At 59.7% G+C, this 21405-nt stretch carries 18 protein-coding genes; 6 read left to right on the forward strand and 12 right to left on the reverse strand.

Translation table 11 applies throughout. The features are described 5' to 3' along the window. Positions 1 to 107: 107 nt before the first annotated feature. The 6 genes from G1H10_RS27425 to G1H10_RS27450 form a co-directional block, all read right to left on the reverse strand. Positions 108 to 1142, reverse strand: coding sequence for a Gfo/Idh/MocA family protein (locus G1H10_RS27425; protein WP_163743982.1), 1035 nt, complete (start codon positions 1140 to 1142; stop codon positions 108 to 110). A 9-nt stretch (positions 1143 to 1151) separates the two neighbouring features. Continuing rightward, positions 1152 to 1928 (reverse strand): sugar phosphate isomerase/epimerase family protein, encoded by a 777-nt coding sequence (locus tag G1H10_RS27430; protein ID WP_163743984.1) that lies wholly within the window; start codon positions 1926 to 1928, stop codon positions 1152 to 1154. Between the two features lie 195 nt (positions 1929 to 2123). After that, entirely contained in the window at positions 2124 to 3083 is a 960-nt protein-coding gene (locus G1H10_RS35180) for a zinc-dependent alcohol dehydrogenase (RefSeq protein ID WP_163743986.1), read from the reverse strand. Between the two features lie 56 nt (positions 3084 to 3139). Continuing rightward, a complete protein-coding gene (locus tag G1H10_RS27440; RefSeq protein ID WP_312856647.1) occupies positions 3140 to 3790 on the reverse strand; it encodes an ABC transporter permease in 651 nt (216 codons plus the stop codon). A 291-nt stretch (positions 3791 to 4081) separates the two neighbouring features. Further along, the gene (locus tag G1H10_RS27445; RefSeq protein WP_163743990.1) at positions 4082 to 5038 is read right to left on the reverse strand and encodes an ABC transporter permease; all 957 of its coding nucleotides are present in this window, start codon (positions 5036 to 5038) and stop codon (positions 4082 to 4084) included. 77 nt (positions 5039 to 5115) lie between these two features. After that, on the reverse strand, positions 5116 to 6675 hold the full coding sequence (locus G1H10_RS27450) for an ABC transporter substrate-binding protein (protein WP_312856648.1): 1560 nt from the start codon (positions 6673 to 6675) through the stop codon (positions 5116 to 5118). Between the two features lie 820 nt (positions 6676 to 7495). Between G1H10_RS27450 and G1H10_RS27455 the strand changes: the two genes are divergently transcribed. The 4 genes from G1H10_RS27455 (at position 7496) to G1H10_RS27470 (ending at position 12296) form a co-directional block, all read left to right on the forward strand. Continuing rightward, positions 7496 to 9094: a glycoside hydrolase family 13 protein gene (locus G1H10_RS27455; protein ID WP_216853712.1), complete on the forward strand. Its 1599-nt coding sequence runs from the start codon at positions 7496 to 7498 to the stop codon at positions 9092 to 9094. A 1-nt stretch (position 9095) separates the two neighbouring features. Continuing rightward, complete coding sequence (locus G1H10_RS27460) at positions 9096 to 10154, forward strand: aldo/keto reductase (protein ID WP_163743996.1); 1059 nt, start codon at positions 9096 to 9098, stop codon at positions 10152 to 10154. A 128-nt stretch (positions 10155 to 10282) separates the two neighbouring features. Beyond that, entirely contained in the window at positions 10283 to 11278 is a 996-nt protein-coding gene (locus G1H10_RS27465) for a UDP-glucuronic acid decarboxylase family protein (protein ID WP_163743998.1), read from the forward strand. Between the two features lie 4 nt (positions 11279 to 11282). After that, positions 11283 to 12296, forward strand: a complete 1014-nt coding sequence (locus G1H10_RS27470) for a glycosyltransferase (RefSeq protein ID WP_163744000.1) — start codon at positions 11283 to 11285, stop codon at positions 12294 to 12296. Here G1H10_RS27470 and G1H10_RS27475 read toward each other — a convergent pair. Then, positions 12278 to 13732: a trehalase family glycosidase gene (locus tag G1H10_RS27475; protein WP_163744002.1), complete on the reverse strand. Its 1455-nt coding sequence runs from the start codon at positions 13730 to 13732 to the stop codon at positions 12278 to 12280. The two genes, G1H10_RS27470 and G1H10_RS27475, sit on opposite strands and share 19 nt — an antisense overlap. A 300-nt stretch (positions 13733 to 14032) precedes the next feature. Between G1H10_RS27475 and G1H10_RS27480 the strand changes: the two genes are divergently transcribed. Further along, positions 14033 to 15046: a zinc-dependent alcohol dehydrogenase gene (locus G1H10_RS27480; protein WP_163744004.1), complete on the forward strand. Its 1014-nt coding sequence runs from the start codon at positions 14033 to 14035 to the stop codon at positions 15044 to 15046. Here G1H10_RS27480 and G1H10_RS27485 read toward each other — a convergent pair. Next, positions 15043 to 15894 (reverse strand): TIGR03621 family F420-dependent LLM class oxidoreductase, encoded by an 852-nt coding sequence (locus G1H10_RS27485; protein WP_216853714.1) that lies wholly within the window; start codon positions 15892 to 15894, stop codon positions 15043 to 15045. The two genes, G1H10_RS27480 and G1H10_RS27485, sit on opposite strands and share 4 nt — an antisense overlap. A gap of 227 nt (positions 15895 to 16121) precedes the next feature. Here G1H10_RS27485 and G1H10_RS27490 point away from each other — a divergent pair, with 227 nt between their 5' ends. Continuing rightward, entirely contained in the window at positions 16122 to 16910 is a 789-nt protein-coding gene (locus tag G1H10_RS27490; RefSeq protein WP_246220023.1) for a TIM barrel protein, read from the forward strand. Here the strand turns inward: G1H10_RS27490 and G1H10_RS27495 are convergent. The 4 genes from G1H10_RS27495 to G1H10_RS27510 all read right to left on the reverse strand — a co-directional run bounded on the left by G1H10_RS27495 (position 16907) and on the right by G1H10_RS27510 (position 21197). Next, positions 16907 to 18169, reverse strand: a complete 1263-nt coding sequence (locus tag G1H10_RS27495) for a glycosyltransferase (protein ID WP_163744010.1) — start codon at positions 18167 to 18169, stop codon at positions 16907 to 16909. The genes G1H10_RS27490 and G1H10_RS27495 overlap by 4 nt on opposite strands. After that, a complete protein-coding gene (locus tag G1H10_RS27500; RefSeq protein ID WP_163744012.1) occupies positions 18166 to 19149 on the reverse strand; it encodes a glycosyltransferase in 984 nt (327 codons plus the stop codon). Before G1H10_RS27500 ends, G1H10_RS27495 begins: the two co-directional genes overlap by 4 nt. A gap of 10 nt (positions 19150 to 19159) precedes the next feature. Then, positions 19160 to 20359, reverse strand: a complete 1200-nt coding sequence (locus G1H10_RS27505; RefSeq protein WP_163744014.1) for a nucleotide disphospho-sugar-binding domain-containing protein — start codon at positions 20357 to 20359, stop codon at positions 19160 to 19162. 346 nt (positions 20360 to 20705) lie between these two features. Beyond that, positions 20706 to 21197 carry a hypothetical protein gene (locus tag G1H10_RS27510; RefSeq protein ID WP_163744016.1) on the reverse strand — a complete coding sequence of 164 codons (492 nt, stop codon included), beginning with the start codon at positions 21195 to 21197 and terminating at the stop codon, positions 20706 to 20708. Positions 21198 to 21405: the final 208 nt, after the last annotated feature.

Genomic DNA, 21405 nt, shown 5'->3' on the forward strand with positions numbered 1-21405 from the left:
ATCAACAACCAGCTACAAATCTTTAACGCTCGCCTCAGCTCGACCACAAATGCCCCAAGCCAGTGGCTTAAAAGATCCTATCTCGCCAACGCTAAGTTATCTCGAATCTATATTCGAAAACTAATGTCGCTCTTTCCGATTGGCGCATTTTCAATCGCGTCAAGGATTCTCATGGTCTCAATCGCATCGTCTATGCTTGGCGTCACCGACTTCCCCTCAATGATTCTCTCCGAGAAATAGCGGACCTCGCCCGCATATCCCTGAATAACCAGGTTGCTGTGCGAGGCCACTGGAATCGTAAACTCCGGTTCCCAAACAGAACTCATCGTCTCCTTCTCACTGAGTGCCGACCATGCTTCCATCGAAGGCGCACGATGGAATCTCCTCAAATGCGTCAGATTCCGAACTTCAACCAATTCAGAGGCGCCAAAGACATTGACGGACTCCTTTACACCAGGCGCGCATGACGATAGATTCAACTGGGTCGTGCCACCATCCACGTGATAAAGTTCAACAGTAAGCACGGAGCCGTCATCAAAGTGCCGACGATTAACTGTTCCGTCGGTGACATCACCAAGAAAGTATCTCGCCAGATCTACGGGATGAATCCCATAACCCACATTCTCATGCCAATCATCTACTACCCAGTGTGCGTAGTTCAATTGCACAAGGCGAGCACCAAAATCAGGCTGCGCTATGATCTCTCGGACGCGCTGGTATGCTGCGGCAAATCTCTTCATAAAACCAACCATAATACTAACGCCGGCTTGTTCGGCTGACTCTTTCATCTCCATAGCCTGAGTCAGACCAACCGCCGGCGGCTTCTCTACAAAAAGATGCTTACCTGCCTCAACTACATCGATTCCAACGGAATAATGCATCGCAGCAGGACCCACCACAAATACCGCGTCAACATCGGCCTTCTCCAGCAACTGCTCATGATCGTAATAAGTCTCGCTTGCTCCGTAGAGGTACGCGCACCGGTCAGCACGATCTCGAGCTATATCTGCTACAGCAACCAGTTCAATCGGCCCATAACGCAGGCTTGGATATATGGACTGCATAGCATGCGCGCCCGCACCTATGAAACCAACCCTCAACACTTCAAACTCACCACCTGGCTCCACATGTATTTCACCCATGAGCTAAGGTTAAAGAACTGACGCTTCTGCCACGAGATTTCTCAGATAATTCCGATCATGCTCGATCAAAGTGATTCTCTCATCTACCAACCGATCTCCGAGCTCCAGTTCTAACATTAGGTCACCGTCATAACCTTTCTCCATCAGCGCGTTCACAGCCGCACGAACATCAACTTCTCCATCGCCCAGCTTCACAAATCCAGCCCCCGACGACACAGCATCCGCAACCGCGATGTGAGCTAGCACATCGAAATACACGTCAAGAATCTGTACCGTCGGCACGCCACACGTCAACGCAGGCCTTAGGTCGACATCCAGGCCAACTTCTGCACCAACATCTGCAGCAGCCCCAAGTATTTCGACCATCCCGTCGTAGTCCTCAGCAAGCGTACCGCCATGGGGAGCCTCTACCACCAGACGCAAGCTACGCTCTGACGCCACACCGTATTGCATCGCGATTGTCCGCTTAAAACGTTCGATCGCTACGGTCCGCGTCTCGGAAGGGCGCCAAACTCCGGCCTCGACGATCCAGCTTTTCGCCTCGACTGCCGCGGCGGCGTCGGCCGCGATCACCGAGCGCCTACGTAGCTCATCTAGATCATCCCATGCATCGGGTGCCCACAACACGGATATTACCGAGTTAACATCCAATCCCAGATCGCTCACCAGCGTTGCCAGCCGCTTGGCCTGATTCGGAGGCGGGTCAATGGTTCGTATGTGATCGAATAGCGTGGGCACTGCCGCTATGTCGACAACCTCGAAGTCAAGTGATGCGATCGTCTTCAATGCATCTTCAACCGGTAGAGGCGCCAACGGTATTGTCGAACACCCAACGCGCATCGTATTTCTCCCTAAACTGGAAACGTTCGACTGGTCACTTTCTCGAATTTATGCCCACAATGCAGGGTTGCGCTAGGGGATTAGTTTATCCGCCGCTGACCGCTGCGCCTTTCCCCTATCGCACTCAACGTAACAACTCCTTCACGGCCACGTAATAATAACTTTACCGGAGTTTCCGTCCAGAAAGTCGCGGATTGCACCTTCAGCTTCATGCGGCTTTACGAGGTGGCTACATAGGGACTCTAACGCCAAGCCATTGCTAACAAGCTCACACATATACGCAAAATCCTCGGATGAATAATAGAAGCTCCCTGTATAAGTGATTTCGCGATCCACTATCATCTTCGATGGGTTTAGTGGCACATCCACATCGCAACCGGCAGACTCAATAACCGTGCCACCGTAATCCACGAGATCGAACGCTAACCGAACACAATCCGGTCTGCCGCTACACTCTACGACGATCATGGGCGCATCGCCAATTTCTCCCCCTGGGCCTATCACCCGCGTGGCGCCCAGCGCGTTAGCCAGCTCTCGACGATATTGATGGGGTTCTATCGCAACAACCTCGGCGCCCAAGAACGCACGTAACATCGCGTGCCCAAGACCTATAGGGCCGAGCCCTATGACTAGTACCCTATCTCCCTCATTTGAGGGCACTCTGCGGAACGCGCGTGCTGGCACCCCAAGGCCATCTCCCGTCAACAGCACGCCAATTTCTGGACCCAAACCCTTGGGAACCCTTCGTAATGCCCTCTCAGGCACCACCGCGTACTCCGCATGCCATCCGCCCTCGACTCCAGATATTCCCCGGCAGTGAATTTCACGACCCGCCCGACAACGTTCGCAGAAGCCACATCCAATCACAGCAGCCAGCCCCACCCGGTCGCCAACGCTGAACGTCGACGATGCCGGCTCTGCTACGACGCCACAAGCCTCGTGCCCTCCGTTGCTCCTGTGCCCAGCTAGCAAAGCCTGTCTCTCGGATCCACAAACTGCCGACGCCTCGATACGCACCAATGCCTCTCCCGGACCCGGTACTGGAGTAGGTACCTCCTCAAGTACAACGGCGCCTTGGCCCTCATAATGCAGTCGCTTCATAGCCGCTCTCCTTATATGCTTCCAACACCAGGTGCCTCGCTCTTGGCTATATCCATCTACGGCCGACTGGCGTTTGCATCGAGTTCTATTCCCTTCCTATGAGGATCCATGAGTGCCTGCACACCATTTCCCATTAGCATGAATCCCATGACAGCAAGTGTTATTGCGAACCCAGGAAACAATATAAGCGCCGGAGCACGATCAATGAGGGGTTGAGCTTCGTTCAGAAATCGCCCCCACGAGCCAGTCGGCGATTGCGATCCAAGGCCCAGGTAAGACAGTCCCGCCTCGGCAAGTATTCCCACTGCAAACATCACTGCTGTCTGCACGATAATCAGAGAGCCAATGTTCGGGGCGACATGCCGAATAAGCACAAACCAAGTGCTACGGCCATACGCAAACGCCGCCTCGACATACTCCCTCGAGAGTACCTGTCGAGCCGGGCCAATCGTAACCCGTGCTGCCCAAGGTACAAAACCAACCAGGAGCGCAATTATCACCGTATCCCTACCAACGCCAAAGACCGTCCCGAGAATAAGCGCAACCAGCAGTCCGGGGAGCGCGATGCCGACATCTGTGATACGACTAATCACATCCCGAACAACTGGTCTGGAGCCGGCCGCCATCAGGCCGAGGGTGCTCCCAATCGCCATTCCGCCTAATGCCGCAGTTCCACTCACCAGCAACGACGTTTGCGCCCCCCTCATAAGGGCACTGGCCGTGTCCCGGCCCAATCGATCTGTTCCTAAGATGTGCCCTCTAGCCCCCGGAGCCAACAGCCGTTTGGAGGTGTCTATTGAATCCGGGTTATAGGGCGTCCACGCGATCGATAGCGTCGCAATAAGTGTCAATAATACAACAATTATAGCCCCTGCTATCAACGGAGCAGGAATTGACCCGCGTAGTCGACGCACCTTCGGTCACCTCCTAATACATATCCTCGGAGTCAGCATCCGGTCCCACGAACCTCGACCGTCTATACGTATCCGCCGGAAGTACTAAGTCCCCTTTCGAGCGTCACGTATCCTTGGGTCCAGAAAGCCGTAGGCGATATCCATAGCGAAGTTCAGCATCAATATCAGTGCAAGAAACACAAAAGTAACTGACTGTACTACGACAACCTCACGCGCGAACACTGCGTCTAGCAACATCCGCCCCATCCCCGGCAGTGAGAACACTACTTCGACTACGACCACGCCCGTCAGCAGACCTCCGAGTGTTAATGTGCCGACCGTTACCAGGGGGACCGATGCATTTCGTATGCCATGTATCACAATTGCTTGTCGATACGTTCTTCCTTTTGCCACAGCCGTCTTCAAATAATCTTCACTCAAAACTTCAAGCATAGTCGATCTAACGTATCGTGCCAACGCTCCGGCGAGAGATATTGATACCGCGGTCACGGGAAGTACAAGCGATTGTGCAGCGTGCCATGGGTTTATCGCCCAGGGCACATAGCCGCCAGAAGGGAGCCATCCGAGTTTAACCGACAGGAGGCCAACCAGAAGTATCCCGACCCAGAAACTCGGCATCGCCACCGCCACTTGAGCGAGCATATCGACAATAACACCGCGTCGACGATCTGCGTAGACCGCAGCGTATACGCCCGCAAAGAGTGCCACCATGGCCGATACTACGAGCGATATTAGCGCGATGCTGACTGTCAGGCCCAGCCGCCTACCTATTTCGTCTGCAACATCGAACACGCCAAAGTGGGGCTTTCCAAGGTCGCCCCGCAGCACGCCATTAATCCACCCCAAGTACTGTGCGTACCAGGGTTCGTTCAAACTGAGCTCGGCTCGAAGACTCTCCAGCGCTTCGGGTGTCGCGTTCATGCCCAACATGACGAGCGCCACGTCACCCCTCAACATTCTTAGCATAAAGAATATGAGAAGTGATCCACCCAACGCAGAAGCAATGAACATCATCAATGACCGTGCGGTCAACCGGAGCATGAATTCACTCCTCCACTCGCGCAGTATGCAACGACTTTTCGGCTCGACACGAGCCTCCCGGTTGGCAATCGCGCCAACTAATCTCGCCAGCCCAGGTTTCTCAGGTCAAACTCATCGCCCGACGTACCTAGCGGGCTAATGCCCACAAGGTCATCAGGTACAACAACAAGAATCGGCGTCTGAGTAAGGGGAATCCAGTGCGCCCACTCCGCGTGGGCCTCAGCGGCCCTTTCACGGAGTTCGGACCACGTCACAGGATTCGGCGCTACCGCTGCGTCGTTCACAGTGGCTTCCACCTCATCAGGAACACAGTCGTGCGTCCAAACAGCTGGACACCCCACGATACCTTCGACCGAGATAAAGGCCCCGGTGACCAGCGATAGTTGGTATGCCTTATTCTCAAATACGTCCGCGAACCACGATCCACCTTCCATAGCTCGTGTTTCGACCGTGATTCCCACGTCGGCCATCTGAGAAATAAGTATGTCACCAATCGTCGCGGACAACTGGTCGCCTGTAAGTATCTTCAACTCAAGCCGCAAGTCGTCCACGCCTGCTTCCTCCAGCAATTCCCGTGCACGCGCAGGATCATACTCATACGGACAGAGATCAGGGATCGCATCGCCCGTGGGCGGATCCAGCGGAATGCACGTAGCATCAGTGCGGCCCGCGTATGCGCCGTCCACAATAGCTTGTCGATCAACCGCGTGCGCCACCGCTTGGCGAATGCGGTGGTCCTCAAACAAGGGCTCGGCGCCATTGAGCCAGATTGCGCTATAGAATGCGCCTCCAACATTCTCTACCGCTATTCCGTCAGTCTGATCTAGCACGTCCGCCAACTCATATTCGTTCATGCGGTAAGCTACATCCACGTCTCCGGCCTGAGCAGCGTTCGCGCTGGCGGTGCTGTTCGCAAAAAATTGCCACGTCACCGTAGCGAAGTTCGGCGCGTCTCCCCAATAATCGGCGAATCGCGAAATTTCGACATGCGAGCCGGGCTTCCACTCCGAGAACCGATACGGGCCCGTTCCGATCGGCGCTTCTCCATCTCTTAGTTCCTCGTAGCTCCCTTCAGGTATTACGAGACTCAACTCGCCTGCCATTAGCTGAACCAGAGACTCTGCGGTAGGCGCGTTCAACTTGATGCTTACGCTTCGATCACCAATCGCATCGACGGACTCCACGCCTTCATACGGCCCGGACCAGAAGGTGTCATCGATTTCACGCATAATTTCTATCGAATAGACGACATCTGCGGCTGACACCTCAGTACCGTCGTGGAACGTGGCCCCACGGATCTTGAAGGTCACCGACCGACGGTCGTCGCTCACCTCATAGGACTCTGCCAATCTGGGCTGGACAGGTTCACCATTACCGGGCTTCTCGAGCAAGGGTTCTAGAACGTTTCCGTTTACAATCGGACCTACTTCACCGCCGTCGCCCCAAGCAAAATGCTCGGGCTCCGACGACAGTCCGATCCTGAGTTCGCCTCTCGCGTTCTGCTCAGTGGACGAGTTCTCACGAGGCCCTGCCCCGCCTCCGCCGCAAGCCGTTACCGTAAGGAATACAGCGACCAATGCGCATATAGAACTACGAGTGTGCCAATTGATGGGCCTCAGCCAGTCAACACCGTACACAGCGTCCCCCAATCAGTAGGTATTTGGCCGACAGGCTTCGTCGATAGTGCACGCGTGATCCGCTGACGGCCGGGTTTGTTGATTCGGTTGATTTGCCCAGACTCCGCCTATGTTGAGCCCAAGCTTAGGGAACGGACTTCGCGCTCGAACCGACCGCGTTGAAGGTTTCCTCAGAGTCAACTGCAATTCAGGAATGTCGGTATATCCATAGGCTAGGTGCCTAGCTAGTAGAGCACTTAATTTGAATATCGAGTCCATTGGTTCACGTCGGCGAAACCGTGACCGTAAGGCATTCAGGCCTCGGACATTAGCTGGCGTGCTACGCCGTTACCGCACACGCGGTTTCGAGCACCCCATCCTCGACTTACCTTCGCCAGCCACTCATCGTTGGGTTCGTACCGATCATACCGAAGTCGTTGGTGAACGTCAGACGAATACGCCCGGATGTCTGACCGGCGTCGCCGCAATGGCTGGTGAGGCACCACCGGCCCAAGGCGTGGATCCGCCATTTGCGTCATCCTTTGGAAAGGGCGATAGGACTGGTCTCCGTGCTGCGTCCCTGGTGTAAGTGTTCCCCATGATTGCGCCCATCTATGTCCCATTTGTACGCTATGCTTGGAATGACTTCGTTGGCGTCCATCAGGCTATTGCTGGCTCGCCTGATGGCCCGCCACCGAGCCACCCACGAGAGATGGTTCCGTTAGTTCGTGACAGTCCTAGGCAAATCTATGACCGTTAAAGGAGCCCAGCCTTGTCGCATTGTTCAAGCCCGACAAACCCGGCGGGTACGCGCGACCCCGACTGGTGGCGACACGCCGTCGTGTATCAGGTCTATCTGAGGAGTTTTGCAGATTCCAATAGCGATGGCATAGGCGATCTTCTCGGCCTTCATTCACGCATTACCTACCTGCAGAAGCTCGGCATTGACGCCATCTGGATCAGTCCGTTTTACCCTTCGGCTTTTGCGGACGGTGGCTACGATGTCGATGATTACCGAGACGTTGACTCTACTTTTGGCGGATTCCGAGAATTTGCCTTGTTGATTTCATCGCTCCACGCAGCTGAAATCAAGGTGCTTTGCGATATTGTTCCGAACCATACCTCAGTTCGACATTCATGGTTCCGTGAAGCGCTCAGGTCTCCCCCGGGATCTCCCGCCCGCGATCGGTACATATTCCGTGATGGAATCGGTGAAGACAACTCCCTCGCGCCCTCAGATTGGTCGTCAAAGCTTGGGGGGCCTGCGTGGACACGAGTATCTGACGGCCAATGGTATCTTCATCTCTTCACACCGGCGCAGCCCGATCTAAACTGGCAAAATCTTGAAGTAAGGAAGGATTTCCTCAAAACGATCCGATTCTGGTCAGATCTGGGCGTTGATGGCTTTCGCGTTGACGTCGCGCACGGTCTCGCGAAGGATATAGCATCTCCGCTGCCATCCATGGCCGAGATTAACAATCTACCTCCTGGATCGCACTTATTCTGGGATCGAGATGAAGTGCAAGAGATCTACACCGAGTGGCGTCAGGTCTTCAATCAGTACGACCCACCACGCATGGCTATTGCCGAAGCGGAGGTTCCCGTCTCTCGCCTGAGCCGCTACGCGAGTCCTACTGGGTTGGGACAAGCTTTTTGTTTCGACTTACTGAGATCCAATTGGGACAAGGACGAGTTTCTCGCAGCCATAGACGAGAATCTTGCCCAAGCTGAGCTTGTAAATTCATCGCCAACCTGGGTCATCTCTAATCACGATTCGGTTCGGCACGCCACGCGATATGGTCTGCCCCAAGGCACGCTAGGTGCGGGCCAGGATGGCAAGGCGTGGTTGCGGAGCAACGGAATGGAACCGCCGCTCGACACGGACCTTGGGCTGCGGCGAGCCCGTGCCGCTGCGTTGTTTATCCTCGCCCTTCCAGGATCACCGTACCTGTATCAGGGAGAGGAGCTCGGTTTACACGAGGTCGGTGATCTGCCGGCGCATGTTCTACAGGATCCAATATTCGAGCGTTCCGGTCGTACGATTAAGGGCCGTGATGGCTGTAGGGTTCCTTTGCCCTGGACGCGCACGCGCCCGTCGTTTGGTTTCAGTACGGTGGAGGCGTACCTCCCCCAGCCGGATTGGTTCTCACGCTGTTCAGTTGAAGCGCAGGATGCTGATCCGACGTCAACCTTGAACATGTATCGGCGGGCGATCGCTTTGCGAAGGAAACTCGAAGGCCCCGGCGATTTGCATTGGGTGGCAAGCCGGCATCGGGAGCTACATTTTATCCGACCTGGTGGTTGGCATTGCGTCGTGAACTTTGGCCCAAATTTGGTTCCCCTGCCTGGAGGAGAAGTAATCATAACCAGTGGGCCGCTGGTGGGCAGCCGACTGCCCGCTGACACTACCGCGTGGATAGTCCAACCTGAAAGGGTATGAGATGACGGCACGAGATCCTCTATGGCAGTACTACATACTCGGCTCGACCGGCATGCGGGTATCACCCCTCGCACTCGGAACCATGACCTTCGGGAACAGGGAGTGGGGCGCTAATGAAGAAGTATCCCGAACGATCTTTCACCACTATATCAACTGTGGAGGAAACTTCGTCGATACGGCCAATGCCTACGCCGATGGAACGAGCGAGGCGCTGCTCGGTAAGTTTATCGAAGAGACCGGAAACCGCGACGAACTTGTACTCGCAACGAAGTTCACAGCTCCCAGGCGACAGCGGGATCCCAACGCCGGCGGGAACGGCCGTAAGAACATTATAGCGTCGCTCGACGAGTCACTGCGCCGACTCCGGACTGACTACATTGACCTGTATTGGTTGCACATATGGGACACGTTGACTCCCGCTGAGGAGGTAATGTCGACACTGGATACGCTCGTCCGCGCGGGCAGGGTCCGGGCCATCGGATTGAGCGACGTTCCAGCATGGTACGCGGCCAAGTCGCACACTATAGCCCAAATTCGAGGGTGGGAGCCCTTAGCTGCACTACAGCTCCAGTATTCTCTGGTCGAGCGCAATATCGAGCGGGAACACGTTCCCGCGGCCGTCGATTTGGGCGTCTCCATAGTTCCGTGGTCTCCGCTGGCCAATGGGTTCCTCGCAGGAAAGTATGCACGAGGGTCCGACGGCGTGACGGGGGAAGGTCGAGTACAAACGTTTGGCTCAAAGCCGGACTGGAACGGACATTCAGATACGGACTGGCATGTGCTGGATACACTGCTTGATGTGGCTTCTGCTCTAGAGCGCAGTCCCGCTCAGGTAGCGCTCAATTGGATTACAGGTCGACCAGGCGTCGCCTCGACACTAGTCGGAGCTCGAACGGTCGATCAACTTTTGGACAACATCGCCGCTCTCGAGTTCTCGATACCTGACGAGCACGTTGAAAGACTTGAAGAGGCCGGTCGCCCGGAGATCCACCACCCGTATGACATGCATCTTCCTGAAGTCAGGCGTTTCCTTCATGGTGGAACCATTGTCTCAAGATAGCTTACCTGCGGCTTGGACTACCATCGGGACTACCGCCTACGGTCGATCGCCCGCCGGAAGCCGTCGCCATGCACAGTGCGCGTAACTGGGGCAGGTTAGCTATATATCCCCATGAGAGGCTTGAGGAAATGCAAACACTTGTGACAGGCGGAGCCGGGTTCATCGGATCTCATCTAGTGGACGTCTTGATCTCACGCGGCCAACGCGTCATGGTCGTCGACGACCTGTCATCGGGAAGCCTCGCAAATATCTCGCAGCATCTGGGCGGAGGAAACCTCGACTTTGTCGAGGCGGATATCTGCTCCGAGCTACCCCTGGCTGGGCCGTTCGATGTGATATTTAACCTCGCGAGTTCTGCGTCACCGCGTTACTTCGTTGAGCGACCGTTAGAGACCCTGATGGTCGGCTCGATAGGAGTGCGCAACGTCATTGAACTTGCGGTTCAGACCAATGCACGCTTGATCCAGGCGTCGACCAGTGAGGTGTACGGAGAACCCGAGCAGCACCCGCAGACGGAGTCCTATTGGGGCAACGTCAATCCCATCGGCCCTCGCAGCGTATACGACGAGTCTAAACGTTACGCCGAGGCCATGATCGCCGCATACGTCAGGCTTGGGCGGCTCGATGCGGGCATCGTGCGCATCTTTAACACCTACGGTCCCCGACTGGCAGCTTCGGACGGCCGTGTGGTATCTAACTTCATCGATCAGTCGTTGCGGGGGTTACCGCTGAGCATTCATGGTGACGGCAGGCAGACGCGGAGTTTCTGTTACGTCGACGATCTGGTCCGAGCTCTGTTGATCTTCGCTCGACGACGAGAGCGCCTTGGACCGGTCAATCTCGGCAATCCACAGGAGCTCACCATACTGGAGCTAGCCAGAGCAGTTACCGAGCTAACCGGCGCGGAAGATGCGATTGTTCACCACCCACTTCCACAGGACGATCCAACACAGCGCAGGCCGGATATTTCGCGAGCCAGGGAGCTTCTGGGCTGGGAGCCGGAGGTTAGCCTCCGTGACGGTCTGAGCCGCACGATCGAATGGTTCCGCAGCGAGCTGGATGCGTCCCGCCGACAAGCGACGGAACTGGGCACTCAGGAGCAGGTCACCGAAGCAGGAGCTTAGTGCCATGTCCAATCGGATCATCTATGTTGCCCCTGACTTTCCGCAACCAATCGGAGGAGTCCGGGCGTCCTATCGACACGTCGAGTTGCTGACCAAGGCCGGATACGATGCAGCGGTCTGGCACTGCGGGGCGCAAGTGTCATTGGAGTGGTTCGGCGCCTCAGCACCCGTTCTTCGTGGCATGAGTTTGTCTCTAGACCGCACCGATCTACTCGTCCTTCCGGAGGCATTCGTGTTCGAGGGCGTCGACCCGGCTCCGGGGTGCAGGAAAGCCATCTATAACCAGAACCACTTCCTCACCTTCGTTAGCGTCTCACCTGACAGGTACCCCCGTTGGACGCCCCGGCCGGCTGTGTGGGTGTCATCGCTGATGATTCGACATGTTGTCGGACGGCTTCAGCCAGCGCTCGATTTCGCTAGCATCCACGACCTCCCTTACGTCATCGACCTGCAACTCTTTCGACCGGCCGAGACGCGACGGGCCAAGATTGCTTGGATGCCACGCAAGCGGCCCAACGAAGCCGCATTGATCCACGGCTTGCTCCTAGCCGATTCCCGGTTCGACGGTGTCACACTGTCCCCCATCGAGGGATTGAACGAGGTCCAGACCGCTTCGGAGCTCGGTACGACCTCTGTTTTCATTGGGCTCAGTAGAGAGGAAGGTTTCGGCCTGCCCATAGCTGAGGCATTGGCTGCTGGCTGCGTGGTGGTCGGCTATCCCAGCGGTGGAGGAGTCGAACTCTTCGACGCGCCCGGTACGTTGGCCTTGCCGGACTCGGACGTCCTCACGCTAGTGGATCAAGTGGCCGAGATCGTCGCCGATCCGCCGGCCGAACAGGATCGTTTCAAATCTCGGGCCTGGGTTGAACAGCACTACTCTGAATCACGTCTGCTCGATCGGCTGATAGGGGCCATCGACGCTGCGCGCGACATGCCTGGCGATGCGGGGGATGCAATCCATCCGTGGCCGCAGTTCCAGCGAATCCATGGGTTGACGGGTCAAACGGCAGCCTCCTGACCAGGCGTAGTCGCGGCTGGCGTGTTCGCGAGCCGTTCACGCTCCGACCTCAGGTAATGAGTCTCCTCCGAGAACAGTCGCCGCCCAAGCAGCACACCCGCAGCCGCCGTCCAGCTCAGGTACGGGGAGTTGCCGTAGCGTGAGTTCGGCAGCGTCACGGTCCCGTCGAGAACGTTGTACTTCTCCCACAACTTTCCAGTCTTCTCATGCTGTTCGACAACCGCGGCCAAGAAGCGAGACGCGATCCGCCGGGCAAAACGCGGGTAGCCGTACATGTCCAGGCCCTCGACAGCTGCGAGCTGCATACACGCCCACCCGGCCGGATACATCCACTGCAGCTGATCCAGGCCGCCTACGGCGTCCTTGGGAAGATCGGCTACTAAGTCAGCCGAGGACGGTTTGGGATGTGGGTCTCCGTACTTGTGGTCAGTCAGAGCTAGCCCGTAGCGACACTCGAGCAGCTTCAGGTTGTGTGCCAGATAGTACGCCTGCGGCGGCGTCGCTACACCAGCCCACATGGGCCAGTACGTACAGCCCGACACGTAGCTGAGCTGCGAGCCGGACACAAAGTCGTACTCTACGAACAAGCCGAACTTCTCGCTCCAGCAGTACTTGCGGATCAGTTCCGTCCGTGTCGATGCCTCGTCGGCGAACTCCGACGCTTCCGAGTCGCGGCCGAGCTCTCGTGCTATCAGTTCCAGCACCCGCGCATATCGCACCAAGGCACAGTTGGTTATCAACGGCACACAACGCCGGACGTCGCCGGTATAGATCGGGGTCCAGTCCAGCCCTGTCTCGGCCTCAGCTGCCATCTGTGGCGTCAGGCCCTGATCTCCGAGATCACGGTTGGTGGTCAGACCGATGGGAGTCTGGTGATGTGGCGCATTCCAATAGTCGCGGTACTCCCTCTTGAGCAGCGGGTATGCCTGAAACAAGATGTCAATGTCGCTGCTGGCCAAGTAGTAGCGCCAGATGCCGTCCGGGTACACGGGGGTCTGCGAACGGGTCACCCCCGAGTCGTTGTTCATGTTGGGCATGTAGCCGTACCGGTCCACCATGAACAGGTAGTTGCGGATGTGATCTCGCACCAGGTCAAGGCGACCGTGTGCTAGCAGAGCACGATCAACGAAGTAGGTGTCCCACGCGAACATCGGCTTGGCAGCGTCACCATCAACGTCAAAGGTTGTGACGAATGGAAATGGCAAGAATCGCATGCCAGTCCCCTGCGCGTCCGTGACCTCGTTCTCCGTGGCGTGCCGTAACTTGGCATCCCAGGCGCTCCGGACGTCGTCGTCGAGTTTCCTCCAGGCTTCCTGATCCGGCACAGGCAGATCAGGGTCCGACCCATCGCGCTTCGTAGTGGCGTCTCGATTGTCGTCAGCAGACAGGCTACCCACCGCTTCATCTCCCCTCAGAACGTCCTCCGGCAACAGCACACGCCAGGAGACTCGAACAGTCAGAACGGCCCCAACAAGGGCTTTCGCTAATCAAAAACGTAGGTTTAAGATGGAGGCTACGAAGGTCGTCGTACGGCGTCAAGAGCACCTCTGAGCGGCATGGCTCAACAGGGCTTCGGCGCAGACCGTATATGACGACGACAGGCCATTGTCTGGTCCACTCTACCCGCAGCAAGCGTGATTTGAAACTCCCTTCTCTATCGGAGAGCCACGTCGTCGCCTGACGGTACGCCGTGCCACCCAGACCACAAACGCACATCCCGACCGAAAGGATTGCGCATGGCGCAAATGGTGATCTTTCCGCGTCCGAGAGAAGCTCGGCTTGAAGACGTGGAGCTCGACTCGATGACGGCGGAGACCATCCGCATCCGGACCACGGTAAGCCTGGTCAGCACAGGAACCGAGACCATCCAATTCGCCGCAAGGTTCAAAGACGACAGCAAGTGGGCCGACTTCGTCACGTACCCGTATCGCCCGGGCTACTCGTGCGTCGGAGTGGTCGAGGAAATTGGCGCAGACGTGCGGAACGTCGCTGTCGGGGACCGCGTGGTGATCCGGGGACGCCACGCGTCGCATCATGTCACCGCAGAGCAGGGCGGCTACGGCTACACGCCCTTGCCTCCTGGGTTGGAAGGAGACCACGCCGCTTGGTTCGCGATGGCGAAGATCGCGTTCGTCGGGGCACTCGCGGCCGAAGTTTCACTCGGGAAGCGTGCATTGGTGATCGGGGCCGGCCCGATTGGGCAGATGGCGACGCGATGGGCCGCCGCGGCGGGCTGTGCGTCCGTCGTGACCGTCGATCCACTCGCCGAGCGCCTGCCATTGGCCGAAGCGGGCGGTGCGACCGGCACCGTGTGCGACATCGTCTCCGAGGGAGCGGATGCCATCGTCGAGGCGTTCAACGGACATCGACCCGAGATCGTCATCGACTCCACCGGGAACCCTGCCGTTCTGGCCGAGGCACTGAAGGTCGTCGACGATCACGGGCGGGTAGTCATTCTGGGCACCGCCACATCTGATACGGCTCAACAAGTCACGTCAGACATCCATTGGCGAGGGGTGACCGTTACGGGCGCTCACGATAGCCACACACTCGCTGTCCCGCGCTGGGACCGCGATCAGGAGATATTCCGGCTGTTTTTCCACCTGGCCGCATCCGGCCGTTTTCCCCTGGACGGGCTCACCACGCATCGGTTCTCCCCGGTCGAGTGCCAGGAGGCGTTTGAGTTGCTCGAGGATCAGCGAGGGAAGACCCTCGGCGTGATCTTCGATTGGACCGACGTCGATCCCTAACGAGCAAGCTCGATGACACGACCGAAGGCTTCAAGATCATCCTCAGTCACTGTGACGTAGGTGAAGCCGAAGCGCTCCCGATACTCGACAAGCTGATCGAGTATCTGGGGCGCTGTTCCTATCAAGACACTCGGCACGTTCAGCATCTGGTCAGCCGATAGGTTACGCAAGGCGGCCAGACGCTCGGCCTCCGCGCGGCGGTTGCCGGTCACGATGACGCGCCATACGTTGATGTTCAACTCCACGTCGTCATCGCGATCGCGCAATAGGTGGTGCACGTAGGCTGCCCGATCGGCGAGGCCGTCGCTGTCGATCAGATCGGGGATGTCATGGTCATGACGAGGAGCGAAGCCGCTGAAGCCGACGATGTCGGCGTGGCGAGCCGCCATCCCCAATACGCGGCGGCCGTGCCCGGCGAGGAGCAGCGGAGGCCCAGACGGTTGAGACGGTCGCGGCCGGAAATCCGGATCGGCGAGTAGCCGTCCAGTCTCAGCCACCAGCCGTTCGAGATGATCAACCCGCTGTGCCGGACTCGGCCGCGAGATCTGAGCAGTGTCGAAATCTATCTTGGCGTAGCCTGTTCCGATTCCAAGCTCGAACCGCCCTTCCGTCAACTGATCGAACCCAGCGGCATCGCGAGCGAGCAACGCCGGGTTGTAGAAGCCCGCATTGAGAACTGTCGTCGTCAACCGAGGTCGTTGGGTTACCTCGGCGGCCAACATGAGCGAAGGAAACGGAGCCATGAGGGTCAGATGATCGGCGACACCGATCACGTCATAACCGAGGTCCTCCGCCATACGGCACTTCTCGATAAGTGCCTTCCTCGACATGGAGGTCATCATGTACATGCCGAAACGGAACGGCCTGGTGCCTCGGTCAGTCGCTGAACTCATCGACGTGCCCTTCCGTTCGTCAGCATGGCACGATCCATGCTCCCCGCGCGATCCACCGGCTCACAGAAGCCGAGTTACGCCGTCCTGCAAGACAGAACATGACCTCATGACGAACAACGGCCACGTGGCAACAATCGAGACAGATCGCCGCAGAGCCGACAAGACGGGAAGGTCGTCAACGCATGTACGAAGTATCCGCACACCTTGAGGCGCTATTCACCGAACGAAGGGACAGCTCTGCCGATCCGATTGGCACCCAGGTATACGCTGCCGCGGAGCATCATGTGCCTGCTGTAGAGATCCTGTGGTGGCGCAACAAGGATCTAGAGCGTCTCTCCGCGGCGTTGACCCAAACCGGAATCGACCTCCAGACCATGGGTGTCGATCCGATCATCTCCCTGGTGGACCCAGCCTCACATGACTCGTTCATCACCGCTCTTGAACAGTCCGCGCAGGCTGCCCACAATCTCAACTGCCCGTATCTCGTCATCAGCGCCGGAGAGGTCCTTGATGACGCGACACGCCCTGTTCAGCACCAAGCGGTCGCCGATGTTCTCCACCGCGCGGTGCCCGTGCTTGAACCCACCGGGCGTACTCTCCTGCTGGAGAACCTGAACTCTCGCGTCGACCACGTCGGCACCTATCTTGACTCGACTGCCGAGTGCCTCGACATCGTCGACGAGGTGAACTCGCCCAGGGTCAAGGTGCTCTACGACCTCTACCACTCCATCACCATGGGAGAACGCCCCGAGCAGGTGCTCGACGGACGGGTCGACCGTGTAGCGCACGTTCAGATCGCCGACACCCCGGGCCGTCACGAGCCTGGGACCGGCACCATCGACTGGGCATCCGAGCTCACCACTCTTCGCAAGCTCGGCTACGAAGGACGGATCGGCCTGGAGTACATCCCGACCACGGAGACACCCCGCTCATTCGCCTACATCCGGTCGGTGATAGCTGACCTGGGCTAGATCACCGACTCCACGATTTTGACCGCGGCTGGGGCGCCGCCCTCCGCACGGACCAGCCGCCCCAGTTCCGCCGCGCGCTGGCCATGCACCGGATCCTTCACGGCCCGGCGCATGGCGACAGCGAGCCTCCTCGGGGACAGGTCCACCTGCGGAATGACCGCGGGGGCCACGCCGCTGGCACACATACGGCTCGCGAGGAAGCGCGTGGCCTCCTGGAACGGGCACACCACCTGCGGCCGGCCGGAGGCCAATGCCGATCCGATGGTTCCGCTGCCGCCGTGGTGCACGATCGCTGCCATCCGCGGGAAGAGCCAGTCGAACGGCGCCTGCTGCAGGACCAAGACATCAGTGCCAGGGCTGTCCAGCTCGATCCCACCCCATCCGGTCACCACCACCGCCCGCGCACCCGCCAGCCGGATCGCCTCGGCGACGATCTCACCGGTGCGGCGGGGGTTCAATCCCGCCATGCTGCCGAAACCGACATAGACGGGCGGCTCCCCCGCATCCAGAAAGGCGGTGAGTTGCCGCGGGGGCTGCCAATCCGCCGGCCTGGGCAGGAACCAGTACCCCGTCGTGTGCACCCAGTCGGGGTAGTCCAGCTCCGCCGGCAGCATGTGCCGGCTGAACGCGTGCAACACGGTGGACGGTGACCCGTCCGGCTGGCGCAGCACGTCGGCCTGGTGGCGCCGATACGGCAGGCCCAGTTTCCGCGTCCGCCACCGCCGCGTGCCGCCCATGAACCCCCACAGATACGGCCGGGACCACGCGTAAGACGCCCGATACAACGGCCGCGGCACCCGGTACAAGGACAACGGGTTCGGAAAGGCGCTGGTCGGCACCGTGTCCGGCACCAGGAACACCGGGATCGAGGGAATCCCTGCCCGCTCGGCGAGTTGGTTCCCCGGAACGGTCGACTGGTGGATCAGCACGTCGGCGCCGTCCGTGTCCAGCTCGGCCATCCGGTCGCGCGCCTGCTCCATCTCGCGCCGGTGCGCCCGCATCAGCTGGATCATCAGCTTCTTGCCGCGCAGCCCGCCGTAGTTGGTCTCCAGCGCCTCTCGCACCCGAGGGTCCTTCATGTAGTCACTGAACGTGTCCCCCAGGTGCTCGCACGGGATTCCGTACGGTTCGGCCAGCGATGCCGACGACCCCGACACCGCCAGCACCGCCTTGTGCCCGGCCGACTGGAATGCCCGTGCGAGCGCGACAAAGGGCTGTGTGTCTCCCCGAGAGCCGAACGACAGGATCAACACCTTCACGGGATGACCGGCCTGGTCTCGAACGGATGGACGGCCTCCCCGGCACCGCCCGGCCCGTCGAACGCGGTGCTGACAGCCTCCAGCAACGCCTTACGCTGATCCTGATCGGCGTAACGCGCCGCCACCCACTCGGCATAACTGGCGCGCTCACGCTCGGAGGGCTCGTTGCAGAGCAGCTCCGCCACCTTCTCGACGATCGCCAAAATGTCCGATTCGGCCACCGGATGGGCACCCGGGCATTCGAAGAGCTCGGCCCCTCCCCCGGCCGGATAGCCGACGACGGCGCAGCCGGCCGCCAGTGCCTCGGCCACCGGGAGGCCGAAACCCTCGTCGCGTCCCAGGGCGACGAAGACCGACGTGGTACCGAGCTCCGCCGCGGTCTGGCGCTCGGTCAGCCCTTCGATGGGCATCAGGGTCACGCCGGCCATCCGCTCGTCCGCGTCCAGCAGCGCGTGCAGCAGCGAGCCCTCGTTCGGTCGCTTGCGCGGCATCCAGGAGACCTTCCGTTCCTTCCGGGTAGGCCGGAACAGGCTGGTGTCGATCGACAGCGGGATGTACTCGACGCCGCTCACATGCAGCAGATCCTTCAACCGGAGCTGCGCATCGCGGTTGGCCAGCGACGACACCCAGACCGCCGGCCGTGGCCGCCAGACCGGATACTCGACCGGCGGAGCGCTGAAGAACGTGTAGAAGTGGTTCTGGTTGTAGATGACCTTCCGGCAGCCGGGCGCAGGGTCGATCCCGGACACCACCCACGGCTCCGGCACCACGAGCAGATCGTCATCGCCGAGCTCGAGCGTCGTCGACGAGATGGTCCGCACGGCGCTGCTGAACCAGTCATGGTTCAGGATCCGTTTGCGATACCAGGCATACGCACGGTAGCCCGCGTTGGACAGGATCTCGATATGCCGGTACAGCACACGCACACCGCCTGTAGGCACGGTGATATCGGGGATGGCGTAGATGACTCGGTGGTTCATGGGTGCCTCGTCATGCGTAGACCAACGACAGTGATTCGAGGATCCCGACGGCCGTCGACACGCCGTTCTCGGCCCGGATCTTGCGCCGCATCTCCTCGGCGTTGGCGGCCAGCCGCTCGTCGGTCACCGCCTGCCGGATGGCGGCCGCCAGGCTCTCCGGCGTCAGGTCGCGCCGGACCAGCGGCGGTGGTGCCACGCCGGTCGCGTGGGCACGCCAGCCGTTGAACCGCTGCCCCGGCTCCGCCGCCGGACACACCACCTGCGGCCGGCCCGCCGCGAGCGCCGTGCCGCTGGTGCCGCTGCCGCCGTGGTGGACGATGGCGGAGACCCGCGGAAACAGCCAATCGAACGACGCCTTGCCGACGTAGAACAGATGGCCCGTGGGATCCGCCCCCCGGTCGTCACCCAGGCCTGTGACGACGGCACGGACCCCAGCACGCCGCACGGCTTCGCCGACGATCGTGCGGGCCAGGGCGGGAGGCAGCCCCAGCAGGCTCCCGAAGCCGATGTAGACGGGCGGTTCATCCGCGCGAAGATAGTCGACCAGGTCACGCGGCGGAACCCACGCGGGCACCTCAGGAAGGAACCAGAATCCCGTGGTCCGGACCCAGTCCGGATAATCCGTCCCGGCCGGCAGAATGTGCCGGCTGAACGCATGCAGCACCGTGCTGTGTTCGTCTCCCGGCCAGCCGTATGGCGACGCGCTGGAGCCGGGCCGCCGGGGCCACCTGCCACCGTTTCCGACAAAGCCGCGGATCCACAGGTCCGTCGCACGGTACGACGCGCGGTTCAGCGCCCGTGGCAGCCGGAAAGGGAGGACCGGGTTGGTGAACGAGCTGGTGGGCACCCACGCCGGTTCCAGGCAGGCGGTGACGCACGGCACCCCGAGTTCCTCGGAGACCAGCCGTCCGGGGAGGATCGGATGCGACACGACCAGGTCCGCGCCGTAGCCGGGCATGGTCGCGATGTCGTCCAGCACGCGCGTCATCGCCTGCCGAAACCTGCCCATCAGCTGTACCAGCAGCTTCTTGCCGCGCAGACCTCGGTAGTTGCTCTCCAAGGCCCGGCGCACGAGGGGGTCCGTGGCCAGAACATCCCAGGTCTCGTGGGTTGGGACGAAGTGGATGTCGAACGGCGTGGTCAGATAGCCCGACGCGGCCGGCGCGGCGAGCACAGCGTCATGCCCGGCCGCGTTCAGCGCCGCAGCCAAGGCTACGAATGGTTGGACATCTCCACGGGATCCCTGGGTGAGTAACAGGATCTTCATATATCGGTCCCCTGCACGTGACGAGAATTGTCCAGAGCCAGTCAACACATCAGCACATCCATGCGGCTCCTGCGGTAAGTATCGGCTCGACCGTTCACCGAGCCATCCACAGACAATGTCTCATTCGATGGCGGTAATGAGCAGGGGGCTACTTCTGCGAGCGCATTCCGGTGCGCAAAGGTCCGCTTAGGATACGTCTCCCAAAGATTCTACGCAGGCCCGTTTACCGTGCGTGTCCCGTGCGTGTGCCGTGCGCACGTATGCGTGAGGAAAAACGCGGGCCACGCAACTATTCTTTCTCTAGTTCGTGGTAGATCCGGTAAAGTGTCCGATCCGAAGGAAACTCGATCCCCTCGGGCGCCGAGGCATCCCATATCTCTCGGGCCCGGCGGAAGACGACGGTTGCCGGGACGGGAGGTCCGTCGCGATACTCGTTCACGGCCGTCCGCATGGCTTCGACCACGGAAGGGTGACTCCGTCCGAAGCGGTGCGTCTCCCGGCGTTTGCGGCCGTCGACCATGGCCATCACGCCGTCGCGCTCATACCGTTGACGCCGTTTACGGACGCCGCTGGCCCCGATGCGTACGCCCAGGGCGTTGAGTTCTTCCGCCTTCATCCGCTCCCGCTGGGTCAACGGCACGGCGGCCGGATCAAAGCCGGGGCGCGGCGCGGTTCCGCGCGGGGCCTCCGGCGGCACACCGGTCCGCAGTTCCACCATGTGCCATTCCCACCACTGCGCCTGTTGCCACGGATCCTCGGGAAATGGGTCGCGCGAATTCACCGTGAGCTCATCTGTACGCGCACCCGTTCCGGCACGCCCGCGTTCTTGCCGACTAACATTGCCGCTATACATCCTTTCGCCGTACCGCTGTCCCCTTGATGAGCCATGAGTCCGACAGTGAAGCATGCCCGCGCACTCCCGCGTTAGCGGCGATGACACGGACCTCAAGAAATGAACAACTCACGCGGACTCACCATCGTTTCCCCGC

The organism is Phytoactinopolyspora halotolerans (assembly GCF_010550675.1).
Taxonomy (GTDB): domain Bacteria; phylum Actinomycetota; class Actinomycetes; order Jiangellales; family Jiangellaceae; genus Phytoactinopolyspora; species Phytoactinopolyspora halotolerans.